The sequence below is a fragment of the Mammaliicoccus fleurettii genome, assembly GCF_003970575.1.
Lineage (GTDB): Bacteria > Bacillota > Bacilli > Staphylococcales > Staphylococcaceae > Mammaliicoccus > Mammaliicoccus fleurettii.
The window spans coordinates 48,195-64,155 of record NZ_RXWZ01000157.1; the positions used below are offsets into that span (position 1 = coordinate 48,195).

Below are 15,961 nucleotides of genomic sequence, written 5' to 3' on the forward strand. Positions count from 1 at the left end.
ATTTAAATAAGTGCTATTATAGAGTTGTAATATCTATGATTAAGAGGTGTCGTATGAAAATTTCAAAAGGTACAGACTATGGTCTACATGCATTGGCATATTTAATTGCTAAAAGAGAGCAACAACCGATCAATGTTAAAAGTTTATCTGAAGTATTAAATATATCTGTAACATATTTATCTAAAATATTAACGCAATTAGTAAAAGCAGGCGTTATTAAATCAGCATCTGGTGCTAAAGGTGGCTATTATTTAGTGAATAATTGGGAACAAATTTCTGTTTACGATATTATAACAGCGATTGATGGACATCAAAGCACACTTGAAGATAGCTTTAACCACGGCCCTGAATGTAAAATTCAAGCTATTTTATTATCAGCAGAAGATGAAATGACGAATGCTCTAAAAAATAAAACTTTAAAAGATTTAATGTAAGTTAAATCTTTTTTTAAACTAATCGTAGATATTATAACTCTATAATAGATGAGAAAAGGTGGCGTATAAAATGTTTGATTGTATCGTAATAGGTGGAGGTCCAGCAGGATTGGCAAGTGCTTTAACTTTAGGAAGAGCATTGAAGAAAACGTTAGTCATAGATAATAATAATGCCAGAAATAAAGTGACACAAAAATCACATGCATTTTTAACACAAGATGGTGTAACGCCAGAAGAATTAAGAGCAAAAGCAGAACATGATGTAGATCAATACGAAGATGTTACACGTGTGAATGATACTGTGGCAAACATTATTAAAGAAAATAATCACTTTATAGTTGAAACAAAGCAGGGAAAATATATAGCAAAAAAAGTTATGATTTGTACTGGATTGAGAGAAACATTACCGGAAATTAAAGGATTAAAAGAGAGTTATGGGAAGTCAGTGTTTTATTGTCCATGGTGTGACGGCTATGAATTAAGAAATAAACCATTGCTCGTTGCAGTCCAACCGGGACAAGTGAAACATATGGCCGTACTTATAAGTAACTGGTCAGATGATATCGTCATAAGTAGTCGTGATTTATCATTGTTAACTGCTGAAGATAAAGCATATATGGACAAAAAGAACATACAATTAATAGAAAGTGAAGTAACTGAATTTAAGCACATAGATGGTGTAATTAATGAAGTTTTATTTGAAAATGGCACACACATTTCAAGAAGCGGTGCGATAATTGGCGTTAAATGGGATACAGAATTTGAATTTTTAAGTGGGTTAAACATAGAAAGAGATGAAAATGGAAAAATTAAAATACAACAACTAGGAGAAACTTCAGTACCCGGTTTATTTGTAGCTGGTGAAACTAAAGATCTCATGGCATCACAGTTAATAGATGCAGCAGCAAACGGTAATCAAATCGCGAAATTTGTAGCAATGCAAATTATTATGGAATCAGAGTGAAATGGTGACTAGCCTTAAAAAAGTATGATGTTGCTGTTGCTAATATAATTTGAGGCTGAGACAAATGATTGTCTCAGCCTCTTAGCAAGTCACCTTATTTATAAAGTGTGGTTTCTTTATTTAGTGATTATTTTTTAGTAATACTAATATTAATTTCTAAGTTATCAAATTGAAACTTATGCTGATTGGATTCATTGCGAAAATGTTCTTCTGTTTCAATTCTGCCTAATTCTGACATGAGTTGATTTTTTTGAGCTGTTTTCAACATTGAACCTGAATAACTTTTTGCCGGATGTGCTTTTAACTCTGCTAATTCTGATAAAATATCTTCTCTTGTTCTCATATTTATTGCCTCCTAAAGTTTTAGTTACAATAAAACAGCTCATCTTAAGATTAAGAAGAGCTGTTTAGAGAATCTTCTTATCTTTCAAGTTACACTTGTTGGATTTAGCACAGTACACACGCCTGTTGCTGAGGTTTCATCGGGCCAATTCCCTCCGCCTACTCTTAATAAGACTTACGAGCTATTTTATTGTTCTTTTATAATAACGAATAATTTCAATTTTGTCTAATTTTATAATGAAATGTTTGAAAAATTTAGGAATGTCTATATATTAAGAGAATGTAAAGTTGAGGAGGAATATTATGAAATTTAAAATATTTTCACTTTTATTAGCGTCAGGACTTATTTTAGCAGCGTGTGGTAATGATGATAGCGATGATAAAAAAGACAATAAAGGCGCAGAAAAAACTGAACAAAAAACACAAGATGACAACAAAGATGATATGGATGACAGCAATAACGATAAAGATTCAAATGATGATCAAACTAGCGATGATCAAAATGCAAATAAATCGACAACTAATACTGTGAAATGGAATGACGTTAAAGTCTTTCCGGAAGAAGCAGTAAAAGAAGCTCAAAATGAAGCAAAAGGTGAATTGAAAGATTTATCTTTTGAAAAAGAAGCAGGAGACTGGAGCTACAAAGTAGAATTAGTAGATGGTAGTAATGAGAACAAAGTGCTGATTAATGCAGATGATAAATCCGTTGCTAACGTAGAAAATGAAACAGAAGATGACGATGATAATGATCAAACGTTTAAATTGTCTGATGTAGCAAAATTTGAAGACGTATTAAAAGTAGCCCAAGATAAAGCAAAAGGTGACTTAAAAGAATGGTCACTAAGTGAAGATGATGGCAAACTCGTTTATTCTATTGATTTGAAAGAAGGAAATAAAGATACTACAGAATTTAAGATTGATGCTAAATCAAAAGAAATACTTGAACAAGAACAAGACTAAATTGTTATATAAGAGCGCAAATTCTTTCAAGAAAAGAATTTGCGTTTTTTTTATGATGTTTTTTGAGACTTCGTGCGATTTGGCCATATTTTAAAACATACAGTCTTTCTATGTTGCTTGTTTGGTCAGTCTTGCAACATTCAGTGCTTTTATGTTGCTTGTTTGGCTAGTCTTGCAACATTCAAGCCTTCTATGTTGCTTGTTTGGTAAGTCTTGCAACATTCAAGCCTTCTATGTTGCTTGTTTGGTAAGTCTTGCAACATAGAGCATGTACTTAAAAGAAAAAAAGAAAAAATATTATAGAAATGAATATTTCTCCACGATTTTGCAAAGTGCTGACGCCCGGGGGAATAGTATGCGTGAGAGACTACAGGCTCGAGCCATACCCCCAGGCAAGCATGCACTTTCAAAATCGTAAGATTTTAATATAAAAAGAGCTATTTATCTCTCAGATTTTTTTGAGTCTCATCAAGAACAAAATATACATACATTTTCAAGTGATTATCATTGTCAATTAAGAGTAACAAGACATTTTACAAAATAAAATAGTCAATTAACACCTTATCTAAGCCTTATATTTTATGTTTTTTTAAAATTCTATAAATTTTTTATTGACTATTACGCATTATAGGAATAAATTAAAGATGATAATGATAATCAATTAGATAGGAAGTGTGTATTAATGAAGAAGTTAATGACAACATTTTTAGCGAGTGCTTTAATTTTAACAGCATGTGGCAACAATGCTGACAAAAAGGCATCTGATGACAAAAAAGAGACGAAAGAAACAACAAAAGTTGATTTTTCTAAAGAAACTAAAGCATATAAAGCATTCACTGCTGAACAGCTAGACAAATTCTTAACAGATACTGAGAAATTTGTTGATGCAGTGAAAGCTAATGATATAGAGAAAGCTAAAGAAATTTATCCTAAAGCACGTATGTATTATGAAAGATCAGAACCTGTAGCTGAAAGTTTTGGAGACTTAGATCCGAAAATTGATGCGCGTTTAGCTGATATGAAAGAAGAAAATAAAGAAAAAGAATGGTCTGGTTATCATAAAATTGAAAAAGCATTATGGGAAGACAATACGACTGAAAATATGGAACCTGTAGCTGATCAATTATTAAAGGATGCTAAAGAATGAAGAGCTAAAGTTGATACTGTCGATGTAACACCTAAATTAATGTTACAAGGTTCAATTGATTTATTAAATGAAGTATCAAGCTCAAAAATAACAGGTGAAGAAGAAATTTATTCTCATACTGACTTATATGATTTCAAAGCAAACATTGAAGGGGCAGAAAAAATATTCGAAATCTTTAAAGACAAAGTTTCTGATAAAGATAAAAAGCTTGCTCAGACTACTCAAGAAAGATTTGATAATGTGAACAAACTATTAGCACAACATGAAACTCAAAATGGTGGATATGAAGATTATACAAAATTATCTAAAGATGAAACGAAAAAACTTTCAGAAGCTGTTGATAAATTAGGTGAATCATTAAGTCAAATGGCAGTTATTACGGAGTGATTAAGCATGTCTAATGAAGACAATTATATAGCCAGAAGAGATTTCCTTAAACTTGCTGGTGTTGGGGGAGCAGGATTATTAATAGGTTCTACTGGAGTTGGAGGAACTTTATTAGCTTCCCAATACTTTGCTAAAGACAAAACAAATGTGAAAAACAAAGTCAATTTTTATGGGAAATATCAGTCTGGTATAACGACAGAAGTACAAAAACATGTTTATTTTGTAGTTCTCACAATTAACAAGATGTCAGTTTCTGAAGTTAAAGAAATGTTTAAAATTTGGACGAACTATAGTGTTCATCTAATGAATGGTGAATTTGTAAAAGAGCTCGGTAAAAATAAAATGTTGCCGAGTCCTGATACAGGAGAAACAATCGGTTTAGATGCTAACCGTTTATCGCTTACTTTTGGAATTAGTCCTTCATTTTTTGAAAAAGTAGGTTTGAATAAGCGTAAACCAGAACTTTTAAAAGACTTGCCTCATTTTCCTAAAGATCAATTAGATAAAGCTTATACAGGTGGCGATATTTGTATTCAAGCTTGTTCAGATGATCCTCAAGTTAATTTTCATGCGATTAGAAATTTAATTCGAGTTGCTAAAGGTGAAGTGTCAATGAAGTGGAGTCAAACAGGTTTCAATTCATTTAAAGAGAAAGATGGAAAAATAGAAACGCCTAGAAATTTATTTTCTTTTAAGGATGGAACAGGAAATCCTGATGTCCATAATCAGTCTGAATTAGATAAGTATGTGTTTATTCAAGAGGGATGGGCTAAAAATGGCGCTTACTTAGTGGTGAGAAGAATTCAAATGTTGTTAGAAACATGGGACCGTACAGCTTTAGGAGAACAAGAAGCAACATTTGGTAGATATCGTCACTCTGGTGCACCTATAGGAAAAGAACATGAATTTGATACGTTTGATCCAAATATTAAAGATAAAAATGGCGATAAGTTGATTGAAAAAGAGTCGCACGTAAGTTTAGCAAAAGCATCGAAGACGAATATATTAAGAAGGTCATATTCTTATTCAGATGGTATTCATTCACAAACAGGAACATTCGATGCAGGTTTATTATTTTTATCTTTTCAAAAATCTCCTGAACAATTTATTAAAATCCAAAATAAAATGGGTGCAGTTGATAAATTGAATGAATATATAACACATCGAGGTTCAGGTATTTTCTTATGTTTACCTGGTGTCCGAGAAGGAGGATATTTAGGTGAAACGTTATTTAACCATTTTTAGTATTGTGATGTTCATTTGTTTGATTGCACCTTTAACGATTAAAGCCACAACAAGTTTAAGTGAAATTTATATTAGTGTGACGGATGCTAAGACAGCGATACAAGAGAAAGACAAACAAGCATTTAAACAACATTTTAAAGAAATTAAAGACAACTGGCAAAAAGTGAATCAAAATGATCATAAACTTGTTCAAACGATAAATGAAGATATTCATAAAGTCGAAGAAAGTAAGTCGCCAGAAGATAAAGAGAAAGCGTTAAATAAACTTACTTCAGATTTAATTGATTATGAAAAAGTGTTGAACCCTGTTGATAAACAAAAGAAAAGAGATCAATTGCAAAAAGAAATGCAACCGCTCATCCAAGAAATTTCTAAAGCTATAACAGATAAAGACTTTGAACAAGCGCAAGCAATCAATAATCAATTAAATGCAACTTGGACTAAAAATGAAGCAATTGTTCGTGAAGAAGATATAGGAAGATATGGTCAAATTGAAACAAGATTGATGTTTATAAGAATAGCGTTAACTAAAGATAAAGTAGATGCTGCAAGCGCACAAATAGAAGTGGAACAATTAAAGAAAGCATTAGATGAATATTATGCAGGTAAGAAGTCAGATGTGAAAACGGGTGACCAAGATGTGAATATTTTAAATAAACATCTTGATCAGGCGATTCGTAATATAAAAAATAATGATTTAGCTAAAGCTAAACAAGATTTACAACAGTTTATCATTGCGTGGCCAAACGTAGAAAGTGAAATCAGCACTAAAAACGGTGCGCTATATACTAAAATAGAACAACAAATCCCACAATTTGCAGGACAACTTGAGCAAGATAATAAAGACGATATTCAAGCTCACTTAGAAAGCATTAATCATGAAATTAAATCAACCATATCTAAGACGAGTTATACATTTTGGGATGCAGCATTAATTTTGTTACGTGAAGGCGTAGAAGCGTTGCTGATTGTGATGGCTTTATTAACAGTTACACGTAAATCAGAACAAAGAAAAGCATCAAAATGGATTGTTATAGGCAGTATGAGCGGTATCGCGCTAAGTATCGTTTTAGCATTTATATTTAAATCAATATTTGATAACTTAGGTGAAACAAGAGAGTTAACAGAAGGTATCGTAGGTATAGGGTCAGTCGTCTTGATGATTATCGTAGGAATATGGCTGCACTCTAAATCAAGTTTGGATTCATGGCAAAGCTTCATTAATAAAAATATGGATATAGCCATGTCCACAGGCAGTATCATAACATTTGGATTAGTAGCATTCTTATCCGTATTTAGAGAAGGTGCTGAAACAATCATTTTCTATTTAGGAATCGTAGGAAAGATATCAACATGGTCATTTGTTTTAGGTATTGTTGTCGCGTCAGTTATATTAGTGTTAATCGCGATATTCTTTAATCAAATAACAAAATGGATTCCAATACATCGATTATTCTTTATAATGTCATTATTCATATTTATATTGGCATTTAAAATATTAGGCGTAAGTATTCATACATTACAAATATTGAATATCGTGTCACAACACGCTATCAATAAATTACCTTTTATAGACATTGTAGGATTTTATCCAACATACGAAACACTCATACCACAACTTGCGCTAGTTATTATTGTAGTTGTTTATTATATGATGAGTAAGAAGAAAGGCACTTAATAAATTTAAGTGTCTCAGAGTGTCGACAAAGTCTTTTTTAGACTTTGTCGGCATTTTTTATGCGCATGCTTTCCGCGGGCATGTTCTCAGCCTGTAGTCTTCGAATCATGCTGTTCCCGCAGGAGTCAGCGCTAAACAAACACCAAATATTAACAAACTATTTTATAATATAGATGAAATTTTATTTAGGGGTTAATTCTATGTTAAATTTTATTTTGAATTTATCAAGTCAGGGTCCACATGATAAATAGAGCTGTTGAATTTATCAAGTCAAGGTCCACATGATAAATAGAGCTGTTGAATTTATCAAGTCAGGGTCCACATGATAAATAGAGGCGTTGAATTTATCAAGTCAGGCTCCACATGATAAATAGAGCCGTTGAATTTATCAAGTCAAGCTCCACATGATAAATAGAACCGTTGAATTTATCATTCATGACATTTGTCATATCATATTCGTGACAGTTTGTACTTATAACGCATCGTGCTGTTATTTATACTTAAGTTAAATGAATAAAGGACGGTGATTGCTGTGATTGATGTTCAACAAGTAACGAAGATTTATCATGATAAAAAAGTTGTGAATGGTGTGTCTTTTCAAATTAATGAAGGGGAATGTACGGCTTTGATTGGCCCTAATGGTGCAGGTAAATCGACATTGATTGATATGATTATTGGCGATAGACATCCGAATGATGGACAAATTGTAAGTGATGACCATCAATTGGATAAGAAGCGGATGGGCATTTTGTTCCAAACGACTGCGTTTCCTGATGTGATAAAAGTTAAAGAGTTATTTAAACTTTATAAGTCGTTTTATAAAGATACGATTTCGATTGAAGATTTCAAAGAAATTACGAGATTCCGTGATGATAAATTAGAACAATTTGCGTCTAAGTTATCTGGTGGTGAACGTAGAATTTTAGATTTTGCGTTTGCGATTATCGGTAAGCCTGAATTTCTGATTTTAGATGAGCCTACTAGCGCGATGGATACTGAAATGAGAAAGCATTTTTGGAAAGTGATTGAACAAATGAAGCAAGAAGGTAAGACGATTTTTTATACTTCTCATTATATTGAAGAAGTTGAGCGTATGGCTGATCGTGTCGTTGTACTTAACAAAGGTGAACTTGTCATGGATAGTACACCTAGAGCGATTCGTCACAGTGAACATAAGACGCATATTCAAATTCCTTTATCGAGTAAACATATCATTGAATATCTTGAAAATGTTTCGGTGGAAGAAACGAAAGATGTATTAATCATTACTACACAAGATATTAATCCCGTTATGAAGACTTTTATGAAACATAATATGGATTTTAATGAAATAGAAATTTCAAAAGAGTCATTAATGGATACGATATTTTCAAAAAATGAAGAAAGGATTTGATGAGATATGTTATGGGCTTATTTTAAATCAGAATTATTGTTAATTTCTCGAAAAAAATCATATTTAATACTTTCAATCATGTTACCTCTTGTATTGTATTTAATTTTTACGGCAATGCTTGATTTGCCAAAAGAATATGAAACAAAATTTTATAAAGAGTACATGTTTAGCATGGCAACTTTCAGTTTAAGTAGTTTCTGTATTATGACATTTCCGCTAGAGATGATTGAAGATAAGAAAATAGGTTGGGCTAAAAATTTGTTTAAAACACCTTTATCGCCAAGCTATTATTATGCAGGCAAAGTGATGAAATTAATGTGCATGTTCTGTATAGCGATCATTGCGTTATTTTTAGTTGGAGGATTATATAGAGGTGTCGAAATGTCAGTTGGTGAATGGATTGGTTCTGGCATCTTATTATGGTTAGGCGCTAGTATGTTTTTATCAATAGGCATACTCATTTCACAAATGAAAGACTTACAGAAGGCAAGTGCAGCGGCAAATATATTATATTTAGGACTTGCTATAGTAGGTGGTTTATGGTTTCCGACTGATCAGTTTCCCGATTGGTTAAAAGAAGTTTCATATGTAACACCGACTTATAATTTAAAAGAACTGTCTCTTTCATTTACTACAAACGGCGGTATTAACTTTGAATCGTTACTCATCTTAGCTGTTTATTGTATACTATTTATAAGTATCGCATTACTTATACGTAAAAAAACGGAAGTGATTTAATGTCTATATTAGAAAAAGTGAAAGCAAACCCGATAGGCACTTCAAATTTGATATATTTAATTTTTCCTGTGCTAAGTTTATCAGTGCTTGGACATAAAGGACCATTGTGGAGCGGTATACTCATCACCGTTCTATTTACTGTAAGTTATTTAATTATGATTTATGATGACTTATCTAATAAAATCATTTTAAGAAGAACCTTATTAGTCATTCACTTTTTAGGCATCTTTTATTTTGTAGGATTTTTTAATGCTTCACATTTATTATTCTTCTTTTATGGAGCATATATCATACCCTATGTATTTCAATTGAAGATGAACTCAGTAGAAGTGTTCATGTATGTAAGTGCATTTGTATTCACTATTTTTATAATTGGATTAGATAACAAAGAATATTTAATGCTCATGATTCCAATGGCTATTGTCATTTTATTTGTTATGTATGGGAATTTTAAAGTATTAGAATCCAGAAAGCTACAAGAAAAAATTAGAAATCAAAATGCACATATTAATACGTTGATAGCTGAACAAGAGAGAAATCGTATCGGTCAAGATTTACATGATACGTTAGGACATGTGTTCGCGAGTTTAAGTGTTAAGTCTGAACTTGCAATGAAATTGATTGATAAAGATGTAGATAAAGCGAAAAGTGAAATGGCGTCTGTTAATGAATTATCTAAAGATGCTTTAGTTAAAGTAAGAGCGATTGTCGACGATTTGAAATTACAATCATTTGAAGAAGAAATTAAGACGATGGATACATTATTAGAAAACGCGAATTTATTATTTGAATTTAGAAATGCTGATCGAGCTAAGTCGTTAAGTCCAACTAAGCAATCAGCTTTATCGATGATATTGAGAGAAGCGGTTAATAATGTGATCAAACATGCAAAAGCTACTAAAGTGACAGGCGAAATTATTGAAGAGAATAAAAGCATCAGTATGGTGGTTCAAGATGATGGTATCGGAATGAAAAACATTTGTGAAGAGGATCTTAAAAGTATTAAACAGCGTGTCGATGCAGTAAAAGGAAAATTAGATGTGAATAATATAAATGAAGGCTTAAAAATAACGGTTATTTTGCCGAGGGGGGATGATACATTATGATTTCAATCGTGATAGCAGAAGATCAAGAAATGTTACGAAAAGCGATGGTTCAATTAATGGAACTGAATGATGAATTAGAAATCTTAGGTGATGTCCCGAATGGTGAAGATGCATTACAAATCATAAAAGATAAACAACCAGATGTTGCAATATTAGACGTTGAAATGCCTAAAATGACTGGACTCGAAGTATTAAAAGCAGTTAAAGATTTAAAATTGAATACAAAAGTGATAATTGTGACGACATTTAAAAGACCGGGATATTTTGAAAGTGCAGTAGCAAATGATGTAGACGCATATGTACTAAAAGAACGCTCTGTAGATGAGCTCGTTGTAACAATAAAAAGTGTTATGGATGGCAAGAAAGAATATAGCGAATCATTAATGACATCTATGTTTAAATGTAAAAATCCACTAAACCCAAAAGAACAACTTGTGTTAAAAGAAATTGGCAAAGGCTTATCTAGTAAAGAAATTTCAAAAGTATTATTTTTATCAGATGGCACAATTAGAAATTATACATCGACTATTATTGATAAATTAGAAGCGGATAATCGATTTGATGCCTGGCAAATAGCCGTTGAAAAAGGTTGGATATAGTAGGGTATTATATTTTAGATGAAAAATAACAGAGCGCAAATGCTTTGGAATCGTATGATATCGTTTGAGTCTTCATGCGATTTGAGCTGGATTTACCAGAAGCGCACGATATCTACTGAGTCTTCGTGCGATTTATCCAGAATTTACCAAAAACGCACGATATCTTTTGAGTCTTCGTGCGATTTATCCAGAATTTACCAAAAACGCACGATATCTTTTGAGTCTTCGTGCGATTCACCCAAAATTTATCAAAAACGCACAATATCTACTGAGTCTTCGTGCGATTTATCCAGAGTGATCACTGAACACCGTAATCCTGATTTCACTTTGATTACCTTTCACGATTTTGTAAAGTGCTGACGCCCGGGGGAATAGTATGAGTGAGAGACTACAGGATCGAGCCATACCCCTAGGCAAGCATGCACGAGCAAAATCGTAAGATTTCAAAACATAAAAAAGGTCTCTTCACTAGGCGATAGCCTAATGAAGAGACCTTTTATTTTGAGAATGGGTATTTATGTTCCAGACTCACAATCTTAAAAATATTATTTTGCTTTTACAGTGTGTATAAAATCATATAATCCGTCTAGTTGATCGAGTTGTTGGTTACAACGTTGACTATCATGGCAAATATAGTTGCCGTTCTTAGTATATGTTCCATCACCTTTAGATTTAGTCATAGATAGGAACATAGAAACATTTGATTCTTTTTTACATATGCTGCAAATACCAGGTTTAATAGTAGGTGATAAATCGCCCGAAACACCTGTTAATATGCCATTTTCATACATTATTATAAATTTCTTTTGCTTTCCTGAATCATTCCAACCTATATAAGAAGACTCTTTTAAATCAATGCTTTCCCAATCTGGCTGTTTTAACTTTTTAGTCTTTTTAAAAAGTTTTTCCAATTGTTTACTTGAAGGCATTTCAAAAGGAATGACATAGCTTTTAAGTCCAAATAATACTTTCTCGACTTGCGCTCGAGAAATTCTTTTGTTCATGATTATATTTGTAAATTCTTCTATTTCAGAATGTTTCTCGCTAAAAAGTTGTGATATATGGTCATAAGTGATTGCTTGAAAAGTATCAATTGTTTTTAAGTCGTTAACTGACTTATAGACATTAGATAATTGTTCTGACTTTTGTTTAATACTAACGAATTGATATGGTTGTATATAATTATTCATAAAAAATCCCTTCTTTAATTAATTTGATCGTTGGGTATGAATAATTGTAGAGAACATGACACATAAAGTAGCATCTTAAGATCCCTCCTTATCAGAAACTAGTATAGTCCTTTATCTACCTAATTTCAAATGTATAATATTATTAAAAATAATCGAAATAGTGTAAAATTAAATTACAATCTAAAATGGTTGTAATTTGTAATAACATGGAGGAATTAGTTGGGAACCGCTATTAGTTTAATTATTTTTATTGTATTACTTGCTTTAACTGGATTCTTTGTTGCAACTGAATTTGCAATTGTGAAGGTGAGATCATCAAGAATCAATTATTTAGCTAATCAAAATTACAAAAATGCTCAATCAGCAAAAAAAGTAGTAGATTATCTTGATGAATATTTAGCAGCATGTCAGTTAGGAATTACGATAACCGCATTAGGTATAGGTATGGTAGGAGAATATACATTTGAATTTATGCTTCATCCACTATACAGTAGCTTCGGTTTATCAGAAACGATGATTCATGTATTAACGTTAGTAAGTGCATTTGTTATTGCAACATACTTGCATGTTGTAGTAGGTGAAATGGCACCTAAGACAATAGCAATTCAAAAAGCTGAACAAGTCACATTATTCTTTGCAAAACCAATCATACTGTTTTATAAATTATTATATCCTTTTATTTTTATTTTAAATGGTTCAGCAAGAATAATACTTAGTTTAATAGGCATGAAACCGGCTAAAGAGTCGGAATTATTTCATTCTGAAGAAGAATTAAAAATGTTGATTCAAGAGAGTCACCAAGGTGGAGAAATTTCATCAACTGAGTTGGAACATATTAATAAAGTTTTTATATACGATGAATTGACGGTGAAGGATTGCATGATATCAAATGATAGCATTGCAATGATTGATATTCACTCGAGCCAACAAGAAGCGATTAACTTCGTGAAAAATGGATATTATACAAGATATCCTGTGTTTAAAGAAAATGAAGCGAATATTGTAGGTTATATCCACGCCAAAGATTTATTAAAAGACAATATAGAACATATCTCTGAATTAATTCATGATATTATACATGTCACAGAATCGGATTCTATTCAAAGTGTATTAGAAAAAATGAAAATCAAACGTGTTCATATCGCGATCGTATATAATCAACAAGATAAATTGGTAGGTATTATTACTATGGAAGATATCCTTGAAAATATTGTCGGGAATATTGAAGATGAGCATGATAAATAAAATAGTATAACAGAAGAGCTTAGGACATCATTTCCTTGCTCAAAATAAATCACCCAAACCGTTGGATACATTGTCGGATTGGGTGATTTTTATATTTCTGATTTTATAAAGTACATGCTTGCTTTAGGAATATGGTTCGAGCCTGACGCTTTATTTGTTAATGATGTTTTTTCTCTTTCGGTGGCCATACAAAATATGAAATACAAATAATTAAGTCGATGATGATGACAATTGTCCAAAGATGAATCACACCATCCATAGCTTCTGTACGATTTTTATCATGAATGAAATAAATGATTAAATGCAAAATCCCTGTTCCTATAAAGTAAGAGAGCAAATGTTTCAACCAGCTTTTAGCATAGTGTATAGCGTAAGCCAATCCTACAGGTTTAATGGGTTTTGGTCCTTCTTTCATCACATAATATCTAAATCTATCATCTGACCACTTTATCATGCTTTTTCCAAATACAAGAGATACTGCTATATAAACTGCAGCAATCGCATGAGGGATTTCAGCTGTTGCGCCATTTATGAGATCTACAGATGTTGTGATAAGCAGTATTAAATCTATAACGGGTGTAAGTGCTAGGAAGAATAGGCCTAATGTTTTCTTTTTAAAAATGTATCTTGTGACCAATCCGAGTAATATAACGACCCAAAAGGCTATTTCACAGAAAATAATGAGCCATACGATTAAGTTCATAGTTAGTCCTCCTTTATTGTGTTAGTCCAGCTATTTCTCCATCTATTTTTATTTAATGGATTTTTATTTTCTTCGTTATTAATTATTTTTGTCATATTCAAAGTATGACACATTTTAATACACTTGTATTAAATAAAAGTTGTGAAAATAAATAATGTCATGTTGTAAAATGTTTCAAATTACATTGACTTTAACGTTGTCAAAATCTATGATGAAACTATCATCCAATCATTTACAAATCATTTACAATCTTTACAAATATTCAATATTAGGGGGATTCACTATGGCAAATTTTTTGAAACCAGCTAAACATATCGATCCACTACCAGAAGAACAGGTAGACGATACTTATAAGAAATTAAGGCTTAAAGTGTTTTTAGGGATATTTCTTGGTTATGCCGGTTATTATTTATTAAGAAAAAACTTTTCTCTTGCTATGCCTGCATTGATTGATGAGGGCTTTAGCAAAACGGAATTGGGGTTTGCTTTGTCAGCTATCTCAATAGCGTACGGATTTAGTAAATTTATAATGGGGACTGTTAGTGACCGGAGTAATGCAAGAATATTTTTAACGTTAGGGTTAGTGCTAACAGCCATCGTTAACTTGCTCATGGGTTTCATTCCTGTATTAACATCAAGCGTATTTATTATGTTTATTATGCTTTTCTTAAATGGTTGGTTCCAAGGGATGGGGTGGCCACCATCAGGAAGAGTACTTGTACATTGGTATAGTGTGAGTGAACGTGGAAGTAAAACGGCGATATGGAACGTTGCTCATAATGTAGGTGGCGGTTTAATGGCGCCAATCGCATTGCTAGGTATATCTATTACAGGTACACTTACGTTTGGATATTTAAAGGGGTTTGAAGGTGTATTTATTTATCCAGCTATCATCGCATTAATCATTGCATTCGTATCATACATTCTTGTTAGAGATACACCACAATCGATGGGATTACCTCCGATTGAAGATTATAGAAATGATTATCCGAACAAAGAACAACAAACGTTAGAAGTTGAATTAACAACGAAAGAAATACTCTTTAAATATGTTTTAAATAATAAATGGGTATGGATGATTGCCGTTGCTAATATATTTGTTTATTTCGTTCGTTACGGTGTACTAGACTGGGCACCAACTTATTTAAGTGAAGAAAAAGGTTTCGACTTAAATGCTTCAGGTTGGGCATACTTCTTATATGAATGGGCTGGCATTCCGGGTACATTATTATGTGGTTATATTTCCGATAAAGTATTCAAAGGTAGAAGAGGGCCAGCAGGATTTATCTTCATGTTAGGTGTTACAATCGCTGTTGTTGTCTATTGGTTAAATCCTCCAGGAAATCCGTTAGTGGATAATATGGCTTTAATTGCTATAGGTTTCTTAATTTACGGACCGGTTATGCTGATTGGCTTACAAGCGCTAGATTATGTGCCTAAAAAAGCAGCAGGTACAGCAGCAGGATTAACTGGGTTATTCGGTTATTTAGGCGGTGCAGTAATGGCCAATATTATTATGGGCTTAACTGTTGATAAATTAGGATGGGATTCTGGATTCTTGTTATTAACAATTACGAGCATTCTAGCTATGTTGAGTTTCATCTTTACTTGGAACAAACGTGGTCAAGAAGTTGTGAAGTCTTAATGCAATATAAAAAACTGTTGATAAAGCATTTGCTTTATCAACAGTTTTTGATTTTTTAATATGAAAACAGATATTTTTAATTTTTATATATTTACTCATTAAAGTTTTAGAATTATAATATTATCGTTATAATTCAATATTTTGGCATTCATAATTTTACATTTTATTCAACTATGAATGAT

The 15,961-nt window shown here is 32.1% G+C and carries 14 protein-coding genes, 1 pseudogene and 1 riboswitch; of the genes and pseudogenes, 12 read left to right on the forward strand and 3 right to left on the reverse strand.

The features are described 5' to 3' along the window. The first annotated feature begins 53 nt into the window (after positions 1-53). Positions 54-434: an RrF2 family transcriptional regulator gene (locus tag CD129_RS10995; RefSeq protein ID WP_016912659.1), complete on the forward strand. Its 381-nt coding sequence runs from the start codon at positions 54-56 to the stop codon at positions 432-434. A 70-nt stretch (positions 435-504) separates the two neighbouring features. Beyond that, entirely contained in the window at positions 505-1,398 is an 894-nt protein-coding gene (locus tag CD129_RS11000) for an NAD(P)/FAD-dependent oxidoreductase (RefSeq protein WP_103322168.1), read from the forward strand. 127 nt (positions 1,399-1,525) lie between these two features. Here the strand turns inward: CD129_RS11000 and CD129_RS11005 are convergent, their stop codons facing one another. Then, positions 1,526-1,741, reverse strand: a complete 216-nt coding sequence (locus tag CD129_RS11005) for a hypothetical protein (RefSeq protein WP_016912662.1) — start codon at positions 1,739-1,741, stop codon at positions 1,526-1,528. A gap of 74 nt (positions 1,742-1,815) precedes the next feature. After that, positions 1,816-1,915: riboswitch (SAM riboswitch) on the reverse strand. Positions 1,916-2,043: 128 nt separating this feature from the next. Here CD129_RS11005 and CD129_RS11010 point away from each other — a divergent pair. The 8 genes and pseudogenes from CD129_RS11010 (at position 2,044) to CD129_RS11045 (ending at position 10,996) form a co-directional block, all read left to right on the forward strand. Then, positions 2,044-2,703 (forward strand): PepSY domain-containing protein, encoded by a 660-nt coding sequence (locus CD129_RS11010; RefSeq protein WP_103322166.1) that lies wholly within the window; start codon positions 2,044-2,046, stop codon positions 2,701-2,703. Between the two features lie 682 nt (positions 2,704-3,385). Beyond that, a pseudogene (gene efeO, locus CD129_RS11015) lies at positions 3,386-4,237 on the forward strand (iron uptake system protein EfeO). 6 nt (positions 4,238-4,243) lie between these two features. Then, positions 4,244-5,482: an iron uptake transporter deferrochelatase/peroxidase subunit gene (gene efeB, locus CD129_RS11020; RefSeq protein ID WP_103323575.1), complete on the forward strand. Its 1,239-nt coding sequence runs from the start codon at positions 4,244-4,246 to the stop codon at positions 5,480-5,482. Continuing rightward, complete coding sequence (locus CD129_RS11025; RefSeq protein ID WP_115337756.1) at positions 5,457-7,160, forward strand: FTR1 family iron permease; 1,704 nt, start codon at positions 5,457-5,459, stop codon at positions 7,158-7,160. Before efeB ends, CD129_RS11025 begins: the two co-directional genes overlap by 26 nt. Positions 7,161-7,692: 532 nt before the next feature. Then, a complete protein-coding gene (locus tag CD129_RS11030) occupies positions 7,693-8,553 on the forward strand; it encodes an ABC transporter ATP-binding protein (RefSeq protein ID WP_115337755.1) in 861 nt (286 codons plus the stop codon). A gap of 6 nt (positions 8,554-8,559) precedes the next feature. Then, the gene (locus tag CD129_RS11035) at positions 8,560-9,291 is read left to right on the forward strand and encodes an ABC transporter permease (RefSeq protein ID WP_115337754.1); all 732 of its coding nucleotides are present in this window, start codon (positions 8,560-8,562) and stop codon (positions 9,289-9,291) included. Next, positions 9,291-10,397, forward strand: a complete 1,107-nt coding sequence (locus CD129_RS11040; protein WP_115337753.1) for a sensor histidine kinase — start codon at positions 9,291-9,293, stop codon at positions 10,395-10,397. Before CD129_RS11035 ends, CD129_RS11040 begins: the two co-directional genes overlap by 1 nt. Beyond that, positions 10,394-10,996 carry a response regulator transcription factor gene (locus CD129_RS11045; protein WP_115337752.1) on the forward strand — a complete coding sequence of 201 codons (603 nt, stop codon included), beginning with the start codon at positions 10,394-10,396 and terminating at the stop codon, positions 10,994-10,996. The genes CD129_RS11040 and CD129_RS11045 overlap by 4 nt, the downstream gene beginning before the upstream one ends. Before the next feature lie 545 nt (positions 10,997-11,541). Here the strand turns inward: CD129_RS11045 and CD129_RS11050 are convergent. After that, positions 11,542-12,186 carry a FusB/FusC family EF-G-binding protein gene (locus CD129_RS11050; RefSeq protein WP_107557353.1) on the reverse strand — a complete coding sequence of 215 codons (645 nt, stop codon included), beginning with the start codon at positions 12,184-12,186 and terminating at the stop codon, positions 11,542-11,544. 219 nt (positions 12,187-12,405) lie between these two features. Between CD129_RS11050 and CD129_RS11055 the strand changes: the two genes are divergently transcribed. After that, entirely contained in the window at positions 12,406-13,431 is a 1,026-nt protein-coding gene (locus CD129_RS11055; protein WP_016913107.1) for a hemolysin family protein, read from the forward strand. 157 nt (positions 13,432-13,588) lie between these two features. Here CD129_RS11055 and CD129_RS11060 read toward each other — a convergent pair whose 3' ends face one another. Further along, positions 13,589-14,134 (reverse strand): hypothetical protein, encoded by a 546-nt coding sequence (locus tag CD129_RS11060; protein WP_107557352.1) that lies wholly within the window; start codon positions 14,132-14,134, stop codon positions 13,589-13,591. A 283-nt stretch (positions 14,135-14,417) separates the two neighbouring features. On the opposite strand from CD129_RS11060, the gene glpT reads away from it, so the two are divergent. Then, a complete protein-coding gene (gene glpT / locus CD129_RS11065) occupies positions 14,418-15,779 on the forward strand; it encodes a glycerol-3-phosphate transporter (RefSeq protein ID WP_103323568.1) in 1,362 nt (453 codons plus the stop codon). Positions 15,780-15,961 lie beyond the last annotated feature (182 nt).

Bases quoted from the DNA above. Each gene is read 5' to 3' on its own strand.
- CD129_RS10995 (WP_016912659.1), top strand. From the start codon at position 54: ATGAAAATTTCAAAAGGTACAGACTATGGTCTACATGCATTGGCATAT.
- CD129_RS11000 (WP_103322168.1), top strand. From the start codon at position 505: ATGTTTGATTGTATCGTAATAGGTGGAGGTCCAGCAGGATTGGCAAGT.
- CD129_RS11005 (WP_016912662.1), bottom strand. From the start codon at position 1,741: ATGAGAACAAGAGAAGATATTTTATCAGAATTAGCAGAGTTAAAAGCA.
- CD129_RS11010 (WP_103322166.1), top strand. From the start codon at position 2,044: ATGAAATTTAAAATATTTTCACTTTTATTAGCGTCAGGACTTATTTTA.
- efeB (WP_103323575.1), top strand. From the start codon at position 4,244: ATGTCTAATGAAGACAATTATATAGCCAGAAGAGATTTCCTTAAACTT.
- CD129_RS11035 (WP_115337754.1), top strand. From the start codon at position 8,560: ATGTTATGGGCTTATTTTAAATCAGAATTATTGTTAATTTCTCGAAAA.
- CD129_RS11040 (WP_115337753.1), top strand. From the start codon at position 9,291: ATGTCTATATTAGAAAAAGTGAAAGCAAACCCGATAGGCACTTCAAAT.
- CD129_RS11045 (WP_115337752.1), top strand. From the start codon at position 10,394: ATGATTTCAATCGTGATAGCAGAAGATCAAGAAATGTTACGAAAAGCG.
- CD129_RS11050 (WP_107557353.1), bottom strand. From the start codon at position 12,186: ATGAATAATTATATACAACCATATCAATTCGTTAGTATTAAACAAAAG.
- CD129_RS11060 (WP_107557352.1), bottom strand. From the start codon at position 14,134: ATGAACTTAATCGTATGGCTCATTATTTTCTGTGAAATAGCCTTTTGG.
- glpT (WP_103323568.1), top strand. From the start codon at position 14,418: ATGGCAAATTTTTTGAAACCAGCTAAACATATCGATCCACTACCAGAA.